The organism is Nonomuraea rosea (genome assembly GCF_039539705.1).
Taxonomy (GTDB): Bacteria; Actinomycetota; Actinomycetes; order Streptosporangiales; family Streptosporangiaceae; genus Nonomuraea; species Nonomuraea rosea.
Genome location: NZ_BAABDQ010000001.1, coordinates 354,700 through 366,299, shown reverse-complemented (window position 1 = coordinate 366,299; position 11,600 = coordinate 354,700). Strand labels below are relative to the sequence as shown.

Below are 11,600 nucleotides of genomic sequence, written 5' to 3'. Positions count from 1 at the left end.
TGACAATGCTCGATTCGGTCCTGCAGGTGTTCGTCACCGTGAACGGCTTCGCGACCAGTCCCTTCGTGCTCCTGATACTCGCTTTCATCGGCGCCTATCTCGGCAGCCGGGTCGTGGAGGTCATCCCGTTCACCCGCCGGATCATCGAGCGCCGCGAAGCCCAGGCCGCTGCCGCCGCCGCCGAACGCGACTGACCCGGCCCCACGGCCTGACCCGGTCACGCGGCCTGACTTGGCCACAGTGTTCCCCAAGGGCCAGACGGGTTCCCCAGGCCGGGCGGTGCCGATCCGCAGGTGCGCTGGGTTGTGCTGGGCGGGTCCCGGAAGGCGCTGTCCTTCCGGGCCGCGGACCGCGTACTGCCCTGTGCGTCGCGTGCGGCTTCAGGCGCCCGGTGGCCGGATCGCCTGCCAGGCCAGGTTGGCCGCTCCGGCGAGCGCAGCGCGTACGCCGAGGGTGCTCTGCTTGACCTGGACAGCCCGTACGAAGGCCAGACCGGCTACGTCGTCCAGAGCGCGTTCCAAGGGATCGAACAGGACCTTGCCCGCAGCCGACACTCCACCCCCGATCACCACGGTGGTGACCTCGGCCGTGGCGGCCGTGGAGGCGATCATGCCGGCCAGCGCCCTGGCGCCGCGCTCGAACGCCGCCACCGCGACGGGATCTCCTGCTGAGGCGTCCTCGGCGAGCATGCGCGCATCGGCCTCCTCACCCGGCCCCCGCAACGTCACCTTCCCCGACGAGCCACCGGACGGGCCACCCGGTCGCTCGCCAGACGGGAACAGGTCACCCGGTCCCTCGCTAGATGGGGACGGGTCTCCAGGTTGCTCACCCGATGGGGGCGGGCCGCCGGGTCGCTCACTGGATGGGGACGGGTCTCCAGGTCGCGCACCGGAGGGGGGCAGGTCTCCAGGTCGCTCACCGGAGGGGGGCAGGTCTCCAGGTCGCTCACCCGATGGGGAGGGGTCGCCGGGTCCCGCGCGGAGCGTGGACGGGTGACCGGGTCGCGCACCGGACTGGGACGGGTCGTCGGAGCGCTCATCGGATGGCTCATGGACGGCACCGGGGGACCAGCCGTTCTCCAGGGCCCAGCGGACCAGGTTCGGGCCGCTGGAGTAGCGCTCGACGCATCCCCGGCCGCCGCACTCGCAGCGTTCGCCGTAGGGGTCGATACTCATATGCCCGACATGCCCAGCGTTCCCGGTCGGCCCCAGGAGCGGGGCGCCGTCGATCACCAGGCCACCGCCGATCCCGGTGGACACGACGACGCCGAGCAGCGACGTGCATCCCTGGCCGGCTCCCAGCCAGTGCTCCCCGAGAGCGAAGCACTGGGCGTCGCCCGCGAGCATGGTGGGCAGCCCCGTCAGCTTCTGCACCTCGTCGCGCAGCGGGAACCCGCGCCAACTGGGCATGTTCACCGGGCTCACGGTCCCGGCGGCGAGATCCAGAGGACCCGCGCAGCCGACGCCGACGGCTTCGGGCGGCGGGCCGCCGTCCGTCACCTCCGCGATGAGGGCCGCCAGGGCGGACATGACGTCCGTACGCGGCGTGGGCCGGGTAGCGGAGAACAGGACGGAACCGGCCTCGTCCACCAGGGCGGCGGCGAGCTTGGTTCCTCCGATATCAATGGCAAGTACGCAGGTCATCAGTGTTTGTGGTGGTTGTCGGGCTGGCGGGGATCGCCAGGATGTTCGAGGCCGGGGATGAGTCTTACCCTTTGGGCACGCATGTCGTCGAGCCATCGCGCGAAGGCTCTCCGCCGCGCCGCCTCCACGAGCGACGACCCACGCTCGACCACTCCCAGCTCAGGCGCCGGTCGGCCGGTTGCGGACGAGTCAGGCGTGGACGAACCGGAGCCCGATGGGCGGGACGTGGACGCACCGGGCGCAGTCAAGTCGTAGGTCGATGGGCCAGATGCGGATGCACCGGGCGCGGTCGAGTCGAGGGTCGATGGGCTGAATGCGGACGGACGGGATGCGGTTGTGTCGTGGGCGGATGGGCCGGATGCGGATGCACCCGGCACGGTTGAGTCGCAGGCCGATGGGCTGGGGGCCGGTGGGCTCAGGGCCGAGTGGTGTGGCATGTGCTCCTGTCGTGCGAGCCGAGGCGTCGCGGGCTCCTGCGGCGCGGGCGCCGGGGTGGCCACCGCGACATGCCAGCCCAGCGCATCTTCCACCGGGCCCACAAGCGTGCCGTAGGGCTGGCGTCCGATGGCTCCGGCGATGGCGGACGGTAGAGAGTCGAGGGTCACCGCACCTAGTGGTTCGAGATCGGACTCGGTCGCCGCGGTGGCACGCGAGTGGTCGGCGAAAAGGCCATGCCGTACGAGGTGAAGGGGCGGGCGCTCCCGCCGCACGGCAGGTTCCCGCCATTCCGGAGGCACGGTCACTGCGGCGGTGACGTGCTGGAACATCGCGCGTACCCACCGGCTGCCGTTGTAGGCGGCGGCGTTGATCGAGCCCAGCTCCACGGCGGCCACGCGGTCGAGCGAGGTGCCCGCAGCCTTGTGATCGTGGTGCTCGGGCTGAGAGTGGGGCGGCGTGCTCGCAGTCCTGCGGTCGTCGTCGTGGGCGTTCGGGGGACTGGGCAAGGTCACCTGGTGCTGGGTGGGCTGGAGGTCGGGCCGGGAAGCGACGCTGCGCGGTGGCTCGTCGTGCGGGGGCAAGCCGAGCTCGGCGGCGGCCGATTCGCAGAGCGACTCGGTGAGGATGACCTGGGTCAGCCACCGGGCGAGCTGGCGGTCCTCGGAGCTTCCCGGCACGGGGAGCGCCGCCCTGAGAGGGCCCTCGCGAAGATCGGCGATGCGCCGATCAAGGAGGCTTCGCGGAACGGGCTGATCACCGACCCAGCCGATGATCGCACCTGCGCCGGCGGTAGTGGTGCCTGCGCTGACGCCAGCGGTCGTGGTGCCTCCGCTCAGGCCGACGGTCGTGGTGCCTCCGCTCAGGCCGACGGTCGTGGTGTCTCCGCCCACGCTGGCGATAGTGGGTGGATGGACGTGGGGGCGATGGGTCATCGGGTCACCTCCAGCCGGACCGCCGGGGCGTACTGGCAGCGGCCGAACCACATGACCTTGGCCAGCGCCCAGGAATGGCCGTCCGCGGCGTCCGCGGGCGCCTCGACCGGGAACGACACGTCCGCGGTCGCGCCCGCTCCCACCGTGAAGCCCTGGATGACCTGCGGAAGCAGGGACCAGGTGCCCCACGGTGACGCTAGCTGGGCCTCGCCGCGGATCTCGTCGGACGTCGTGTTGGTGAGCCGCAGTACGAGCGCGGCGCGGTCGCCGGGGCGCAGGGTGAGGGCTTCGGTGACGACGGAGACGGACAGGCCGGTGGGGCGGGACTCGGTGGACTTGGTGCCTCGGGTGGCGATGTGGTGCTCAGGGGGCGGGCCCGGCACGGGGAGCTCCGGGGCGGCGCCGAAGGCCACGGTGGTGACGTCCTCGATCGACTGGCCGCCTGCTGAAGTGCGGGCCGAGATGAAGTACAGGCCGCCGGTCCCGGCGGCGGACGGCGGGGGAGTCACGGTGACCGGGAAGCGGAGGTGGCCGCCGGGCGCGAGACGGAACGGGCGCTGGGCGGGGGTGGCGCTCCATCCCTCCGGTACGCGCACCTCGACCAGGCCCTCGTGCGGCTCGTCCGTCAGGTGGGAGGAGAGCACCGCCTCCACCTCGAAAGGGCCCTCGGGCGAAGTGACGAGGCCGGGCGTGAGGGCGATGGAGATCGGCAGGTAGCCGAGCGGGGCGGGGCCCTTGTTGTGCAGCCAGTAGCGGCTGTAGACGGGCTGGGCCTGCTCCGTCGTGGGGCCGAGCTCGTGGTCCGCCGGTGGTGCCGGGGCGGGGGCCAGGTAGGTGGCGATCTCGGAGCCGGTCAGGCGGAGGCTGGTGACCGGGGCGCCGGGGTGTTCGAGGAGGTCTGAGTGGGTGAGCCCGTCCAGGGCGAGGACGGGGGAGGCCAGCTCGACCGCGCTGCCCAGGCCGGTGGACTCGATCAGGCGGATGGTCACCATGGGCTCGGCCGGATCGCCTGTCAGGGGCGCAGTGGTACTGCTCGTCAGGGGTGCGGTGGCCTCGCTTGTCGAGGGCTCGGCGGTACTGCTCGGCAGGGGCGCGGCGGTATCGCCGGGCGGGGAGGTGGTGGCGGCGCTCGCCAGCGGGGTCAGGCCGTGGGCGTGGGGGTTGCCGGTGGCCTTGAGAGTGCTGAGCAGGACGTCGCGGGCTGGGGTGAGGGTGAGCAGGGAGTGGGTCGGGGGGAGGTCGCCGGGCTGGGGGATGTCCACCAGGCGGGCATGGAGCGGGGTGATGTGCTCCTGCGCGGCGGCGGGCACCTGCAGCGCCCGCCAGTCGCCCGATCCGGCCGCCAGCGAGTAGGCGAACTCGTGCGTCCAGTGCTGGAGCTGGAAGCCCGAGCCGTCAGGGGTCGTGCGGTGGGGCGGGTCCAGCCAGACGCCCGACGGCCAGCCGGTGCAGGAGCGCATCAGCGACAGGTGCAGGGCCCCCGACGGGTCCACCGCGAAGCCGGGCAGGCCGTAGGTGAGCAGCGCGACCGTACGGTCGTCGAGCCGCTCCGCGCCCAGCGGGCAGACCGCCTCGATCGTGGCGTCGGCCAGGTCGGCCACCAGGTCGGCGATCGAGCCCGAGACGATCAGGGCGGGCAGGGCGCGCAGGTCGCGGACATCGGCGCTGGGCTGCCAGACCTCGGCCAGCGGGCGCTCCGCGGGGATCCACACGCGGGGGGCGCCCGACTTGAGGGCGTCGAGGTAGGCCGGGTCGGCCCGGGAGAGCAGCTCGGCGGCCAGCGGGTTGTCGTCGGGGCCGCCCAGGACGATGCGTACGTCGGGCAGGTTCGAGTCGACGTCCAGCCAGCCGTAGCGGGTGCCGGGGGCGGACGACGTGGTGGCCGTCACGCCCACCCGGGCCAGGGCCACCACCAGGTCACGGGCCTTCGGGGCGTCGGCGAGGGTGGGCACGACGATCTCGGCGACGCCCAGCGCCCGCGCGCCCGCCTCCCCGAGATCGACCTTCGCGGTGGCCGACAGGCCGAACCAGGTGTTGGCGGGATTGTCGAGCGTCCACGGATGCTCGGCCGAGTCCACGTCGGGCAGCGCGAAGCCGCGCCCCACCACCGCCCCCGACACGTCGGACACCGGGAGAGCGCCCTCGACCAGGGCCGGGAAGCGGACGCGGAGCAGGCGGTCGGCGCCGGTGTGGTCGAGCACGCGGGTGGCGAAGTCGATCCGGTCGGAGCCGGTCAGCAGGGTGACGGTCTGCTCGTAGGCGATCTCGCCGACCTGGCCGGTGACGATCAGGCGCTGCCCGATCCGGCTCGTCTCCACGAGGATGGTCGCCGCAGGAGCCCCCGCGGACCCCACGGCGCGGCCGGTGGGGATGAGATGCCAGGGGCCCTCACCCATGTCGGGATGCTGGGGATATTCGTCGTAGAGGCGCAGCTCGTTGCCCGGGCCGGTGAGCAGCTCCTGGCCGGAGGCCCGGTCGGTGATCGAGGTCAGGGTGCCGCCCAGGGCGGGGTCGGCCGTGACCTGCCAGCGGTCGTTGGCGATGGTGACGGGGGCCGCCGCGTCGCCGGCCGGGGTCTGCCGCCAGCCGCCGGGGGAGCCGGGGACGACGTGGTAGGTGCGCCAGCCCATCGAGGGCACGTCGTCTGCCAGGAAGGTGAGCGTGCCGCGCTCGGCCACGGCGGGCACCTCGGCCCCGGACGGGCCGGCCAGGGTCTGGCCGTCGGGCAGCGGGATCCGGACCAGGCCGTCGCGGGAGAAGGGCAGGGTGTTGGTCACCACGACGGCGCGCCCGTCCACCGCGATCCGGGCGGTCAGGGCGTCGAGCGCGGTGTCGCGGGCGGCCGCGGCCAGGTCGTGCGCCTCACGCCAGCCGGTCAGCAGGTCGATGTAGACCTGATCGGACTCGGAGCCGGTGATCGCGTCGTGGTGCGCGCCGTACGCGAGCTGCCGCCACACCTTGTCGAGCGCCGTGTGCGGGTAGCGGCCCAGACCGAGCACGGCCGCGAACGCCGACAGCCGCTCGGCGTCCAGCGCCGCCACCTCGGCGGCGCGCTGCGCCTGCTTGGTGTCGATGTAGGAGACGTCCTTGCCGGTGTAGATGGGGTTCATGTCGCGGGTCTGCGGGCTGAAGGACGACATGCCGGCGCGTACGGCGTTCAGGAAGTCGGCGGGCGTGGCGCAGACGAACCTGGGCCAGACGTAACGGGCCGCCCACGTGCGGTGGAGGTCTGTCACCCATTTGTTGGGCGGGGTGTAGTCGGTGCCGACCGGGAGCAGGATGTTTTTGGTCGCGGCCACCGGCTTGAGCGAGCGGTAGAGGTCGTAGACCGCCTGCGCGGCCGCCTCCAGGGACGGCGCGGAGTCCATCCACCACCCGGCCGAATAGTGGGCCGGCATGTAGTGGGTCAGCACCCCCTGCCCGGACGGCGCGATCCACTCGAACTCGCTCGGGAACTGCATCAGGGCCGCGTCGTTCTTCGCCTCCTTGAAGTTTTTGCTGATCGGCCCCCACTGGTGGAACGGCCCCCGCGCCCACGCGCTGCCGGTCAGCCCGGCCGCCGCGAGGTAGCCGGGGAACTGCGGATCGTGCCCGAACACGTCGAGCTGCCACGCCGTGCGCGGGTCGCCGCCCAGGATGTCGCGCTGGTAGCCGATGCCGTAGACCAGGTTGCGGATGGTGGTCTCGGCCCCGGTCAGATTGGTGTTGGGCTCGTTGTAGGTGCCGCCGACCAGCTCGGCCCGGCCTTCCGCCATGAGCGCACGCAGGTCGGCCCGCCGCTCGGGGTGGACGTCGAAGAACGGCTTGAGATAGTCGACTTCGGCCAGCACGAAACGGTAGTCGGGATCGCGCAGCGCCAGCTCGATATGCGCCTCGACCAGCGCGAACGCGTTGTGTTCGTACAACGGCCTGGTCGTCGCGTCGGCGGAGAGCAGCTCCCAGGGGGTGGTGTAGGCGGCCTGCGTGTTCCACCACACGGGGTCGTAGTGGAAGTGGGAGACCATGAACATCGTCCAGCCCGGCTCCTCCGCCGTGACCGCGACCTCCAGCGACTCTTCCCCGTCCAGCGTGAGCAGGCACGGGACGGTGGTGCCCGGGGGCGCCGACACGACCATGGGGAGCTCCAGCACGCCGGCGGCGGGCGGGACCGTCACCGGCGCGGCCAGCCGGACGCCGTCGCCGTGTAGCTCCAGCGAGGACTCGCGCGCGGCCTCGGCGACGGTGACGCGCAGCACTTGACGCGGCTCGTCAGGCGAGCCTATGAACAGGTCGGTCGACTCTGCGGACAACAGGCGGAAAGGCAAGGGGGGACCTCCGTGAGCATGTTGCTGGCGCCCGTAACACTAAGCCCTTCCAAGATCAATGACAACGATGTCAGTGACAGCCTGTGGATAACCGGAGGCGGCTGCCTGGCCTCTGTGGATAACTCCTGAAGGGCAACTCGTGAGGAGCTCTCGCGTAAGAGGTCGCGCGGATAGGTGGCGTCCCACCCTCCGTCCGAGCCTGCCGCCGAAGATTTTCGCACCGCCCTGGCCTGCGCGTACGCCGTCCGGCTGACGGCGTCCGGGAGAACAAGACTGTTTTTTGCGGATTTCTCCGCGCATGGTGGTCGGCGTCCCCCCGATCACGACGACAGGAGATCCACCATGGCCGAGACCGTCCCGTTGCATCTCGCGGGCAACAACGCGCCGGTCGCGGAGGAGGTGACGCTGGAGCCCACCAAGGTGACGGGCGAGATCCCCGCTGAGTTGTCGGGCCAGTTCTTCCGCAACGGGCCCAACCCGCGCACCGGCTGGTCGCCGCACTCCTTCGCGGGCGACGGCATGATCCACACGATCGCGCTGGATGGCGGCCGGGCGCGCTGGTACCGCAACCGGTACGTCCGCACGCCGATGTACGAGCACCCCGGCGAGTCCCGGTTCGCCCTCGCCTTCGATCCCGGCACAGGCCGGATCGACTACCGGGTGACCACAGCCAACACGCACCTGATCGCGCACGCGGGCAGGCTGTTCGCGCTGGAGGAGGGCGGCTTTCCGTACGAGGTGACGCCCGACCTGGCCACCATCGGGGCCTACACCTTCGACGGGACGCTGCAGACGCCGATGACCGCGCACCCGAAGACCTGCCCGATCACCGGTGAGCTGCTGTTCTTCGGCTACCGGCTGCGCCCGCCGTACCTGACGTACTACCGCGCCGACGCTACGGGGAAGGTGGTGCAGACGCGGGTGATCGACGTGCCGCGGGCGACGATGATGCACGACTTCGCCGTCACCCGCGATCACGTGATCTTCCTGGACCTGCCGGTCGTCTTCGACGCGGCCCAGGCCGCCGCCGGTGCACTGCCATGGCGCTGGGACGACGCCCATCAGGCCAGGTTCGGCGTCCTGCCGCGCACGGCCGGCGACGACGCGCCCGTACGCTGGTTCGACATCGCGCCGTGCTACGTCTGGCACACCATGAATGCCTTCGAGGACCCCGCCACCGGCACGATCACGGTCACCGGCACCCGGGTGCCGTCGCTGTGGCGCGGCGGCCCCGAGGACGTCGGCGGCGGCCTGCCCACGCTGTACCGCTGGACCCTGGACCCGCGTGCGGGCACGGTCGCGGAGGGTCCCATCGACGACGCTCCCAGCGAGTACCCGCGGGTCGCCGACAGCACGATCGGGCTGCCGCACCGCTACGGCTACACCACCAGCTTCGCCCTGACGGCCGAGCCGGAGCGGTCGGAGATCTACGCCTACGACCTGGCCGACGGCGGCGCACGGGCGGTGCACCGCTTCCCGGCCGGGCACACCTGCGGCGAGGCGGTGTTCGTGGCAGCGGGCGCGGGCGGGGAGAACGACGGCTACCTGATGACCTTCGCCCACGACCGGGCCACCGACCGCGGCTATCTGGCCATCCTGAACGCCGCCGACCTGGCCGCGCCGCCGCTGGCCGAGGTGCATGTCCCGGTCCGCGTCCCGGCCGGCTTCCACGGCAACTGGGTCCCGGCCTGAGCGGCGTCGCCGGTGGCCGGCCAGGGGGTGGGCGGGGTCGTCGCACGCCTGTCCGGGTGACGAGCCGCGAAGCCCGTACCGAATGGAGACGACGCCGCACGGAGACGATGCCGCACGGAGACGACGCCGCACGGAGACGACGCCGCACGGAGACGACGCCGCACGGGGATCGGCGGGAGGGCGTGACGGGGACCTGCGGGAGGCATGGAAGGATTGCGGCATGAGCGCAGTGAAACTCGACGGCAAGGCGACCGCCGCCAAGATCAAGGCAGACCTCGCGACCCGGGTGGCCGCGCTCAAGGAGCGCGGCATCACGCCGGGCCTGGGCACCGTGCTCGTCGGCGACGACCCCGGCAGCCAGATCTACGTCGCGGGCAAGCACCGCGACTGCGCCGAGGTCGGCATCTCCTCCATCCGCGTCGACCTTCCGGCGACCGCCACCCAGGCCGAGGTCGAGGCGGCCATCGACGAGCTCAACGCCTCCCCTGAGTGCACCGGCTACATCGTCCAGCTCCCCCTGCCCAAGCACCTCGACACGATGGCCCTGCTGGAGCGGATGGACCCGGCCAAGGACGCCGACGGCCTCCACCCGGTCAACCTCGGCCGCCTCGTCCACATGGTCGACGCGCCCCTCCCGTGCACCCCGCACGGCATCGTGCTGCTTCTGCAGGAATACGGCGTGCCGGTCAAGGGCGCCGAGGTGGCCGTGGTCGGCCGCGGCATCACGGTGGGCCGCTCGCTGGGGCTGCTCCTGACCCGTCGCAGCGAGAACGCCACCGTGACCCTCTGCCACACCGGCACCCAGGACCTGGCCGGTCACGTGCGCCGGGCCGACATCGTGGTGGCGGCGGCGGGCGTGCCCGGGCTCATCACCCGCGACATGGTCAAGCCGGGCGCGGCCGTGCTCGACGTCGGGGTGTCCCGGGTGGACGGCAAGATCGCCGGTGACGTGGCGCCGGACGTGGCGGAGGTCGCCGGGTTCCTGACGCCCAACCCCGGCGGGGTCGGCCCCATGACCCGCGCCCTGCTGCTGTCCAACGTGGTGGAGGCGGCCGAGCAGCTCCCATAGGCGACTCCGTCCGGCGGAGGCGATACCGGGCGTTTCCCCGGTATCGCCACGATGGCTAGAACGGGTAGGCGGCCACGTCGCCCTGCATGGTGACCCACTGCGTCTCGGTGAACGCGTCGATGTTCGCCCCCGTCCCGCCGAACCGCGTGCCCGTGCCCGAGGCCCCCATCCCGCCGAACGGGGCCACCGCCTCGTCGTCCACGGTCTGGTCGTTGATGTGCACGATGCCGGTCGGCACCAGGTCGGCCAGGGCCAGGCCCTTCATGACGTCGCGGGTGAGGATGCCGAGCGAGAGGCCGTACTCGGAGTCGGCGGCCAGCGCCGCCGCCTCCTCCAGCGAGGAGAACGTCATCACCGGCGCCACCGGCCCGAACACCTCCTCCGCGTACGCGGGCGCGGACGCCGTCACCCCGGCCAGCACGGTGGGCCGGTAGAACAGCCTGTCGTAGGTCCCGCCCGCGGCGAGCCTGGCCCCGGCCGCCACGCTCTCGGTGACCAGCCGGTGCACCCGGTCGCGCTGCCCGGCGTCGATGAGCGGGCCGAGCGCGACCTGGCCGGTGGCCGGATCGCCGACCGGCAGGCCCGCGGCCTTGGCGGCGAGGCGTTCGACGTACTCGTCGGCCACGGCCTCGTGCACGAGGTGCCGGCCGGAGGTCATGCAGATCTGCCCCTGGTGGAAGAACGACGCCCACGCGCCCGCCGACACGGCGGGTTCGAGGTCGGCGTCGTCGAACACCACGAGTGCCGAGTTCCCGCCCAGCTCCAGGTGCACCCGCTTGAGCTGACGCGCCGCGGCCTCGCCGACCTTGCGCCCGGCCGCGGTGGAGCCGGTGAAGGAGATCACGGGGATGTTCGGGTCGGCGACCAGCGCCTGCCCGGCCTCGGGACCGCCGGGCAGGACGTGCAGCAGCCCGCTCGGCAGCCCGGCCTCCTCGAAGACCCGCGCGATCGAGAACCCCCCGCACACGGCGGTGCGCTGGTCGGGCTTGAACACGACCGCGTTCCCCAGCGCGAGCGCCGGTGCGACCGACCTGATGCCCAGGATCAGCGGGAAGTTGAACGGCGCGATGACGCCCACCACCCCGCAGGGCACGCGCCGGGCGAAGCTGAGGCGCTTGCGTGCCGTCGGCAGCACCTCGCCGAGCGGCTGTGAGGCCAGCGCCGCGGCCTCGTAGCACTCCTGCGCGGCCACGTGGGTCTCGAAGCCCGCCTTGCCCGGCACGCCGCCCGACTCGCGGACGATCCAGTCCTGGATCTCCTGCGCGTGCTCCTCGAAGAGCCGTCCGGCCCGCCGCAGCAGCGCCGCCCGCTCCTCGTACGGCGTCGCCGCCCAGGCCCGCTGCTCCTTCCGCGCCCGTACGGCGGCGGCCGCCACGTCGTCGGCGCCCGCCGTGCCGGCCCGGCCGAGCTCGTCGCCGGTCGCGGGCTCGACGACCGGCGCGTCTCCGGACCGCGAGGCCGTCCAGCCGCCGTCGAAGATCGATCCCGTCCAGATCTTGGGGTCGAGGAACGTCATGGTGAG

The 11,600-nt window shown here is 72.4% G+C and carries 7 protein-coding genes; 3 read left to right on the top strand and 4 right to left on the bottom strand.

Annotation, left to right across the window (positions count from 1 at the left end; translation table 11 throughout):
• The first annotated feature begins 5 nt into the window (after positions 1-5).
• Entirely contained in the window at positions 6-194 is a 189-nt protein-coding gene (locus ABEA43_RS01695; protein WP_345557883.1) for a hypothetical protein, read from the top strand.
• Between the two features lie 186 nt (positions 195-380).
• Here the strand turns inward: ABEA43_RS01695 and ABEA43_RS01690 are convergent, their stop codons facing one another.
• The 3 genes from ABEA43_RS01690 to ABEA43_RS01680 are packed head-to-tail and all read right to left on the bottom strand — an operon-like array spanning position 381 to position 7,302.
• The gene (locus ABEA43_RS01690) at positions 381-1,643 is read right to left on the bottom strand and encodes an ROK family protein (RefSeq protein ID WP_345557881.1); all 1,263 of its coding nucleotides are present in this window, start codon (positions 1,641-1,643) and stop codon (positions 381-383) included.
• The gene (locus ABEA43_RS01685; RefSeq protein WP_345557879.1) at positions 1,643-2,971 is read right to left on the bottom strand and encodes a DUF7158 domain-containing protein; all 1,329 of its coding nucleotides are present in this window, start codon (positions 2,969-2,971) and stop codon (positions 1,643-1,645) included. The genes ABEA43_RS01690 and ABEA43_RS01685 overlap by 1 nt, the downstream gene beginning before the upstream one ends.
• A 38-nt stretch (positions 2,972-3,009) precedes the next feature.
• On the bottom strand, positions 3,010-7,302 hold the full coding sequence (locus tag ABEA43_RS01680; RefSeq protein WP_345557877.1) for a glycoside hydrolase family 38 N-terminal domain-containing protein: 4,293 nt from the start codon (positions 7,300-7,302) through the stop codon (positions 3,010-3,012).
• 357 nt (positions 7,303-7,659) lie between these two features.
• Between ABEA43_RS01680 and ABEA43_RS01675 the strand changes: the two genes are divergently transcribed.
• Positions 7,660-9,009 carry a carotenoid oxygenase family protein gene (locus ABEA43_RS01675; protein WP_345557875.1) on the top strand — a complete coding sequence of 450 codons (1,350 nt, stop codon included), beginning with the start codon at positions 7,660-7,662 and terminating at the stop codon, positions 9,007-9,009.
• A 220-nt stretch (positions 9,010-9,229) separates the two neighbouring features.
• Positions 9,230-10,078: a bifunctional methylenetetrahydrofolate dehydrogenase/methenyltetrahydrofolate cyclohydrolase gene (locus tag ABEA43_RS01670; protein WP_345557873.1), complete on the top strand. Its 849-nt coding sequence runs from the start codon at positions 9,230-9,232 to the stop codon at positions 10,076-10,078.
• A gap of 55 nt (positions 10,079-10,133) precedes the next feature.
• Here the strand turns inward: ABEA43_RS01670 and ABEA43_RS01665 are convergent, their stop codons facing one another.
• Positions 10,134-11,594 carry a benzaldehyde dehydrogenase gene (locus ABEA43_RS01665; protein WP_345557871.1) on the bottom strand — a complete coding sequence of 487 codons (1,461 nt, stop codon included), beginning with the start codon at positions 11,592-11,594 and terminating at the stop codon, positions 10,134-10,136.
• Positions 11,595-11,600: the final 6 nt, after the last annotated feature.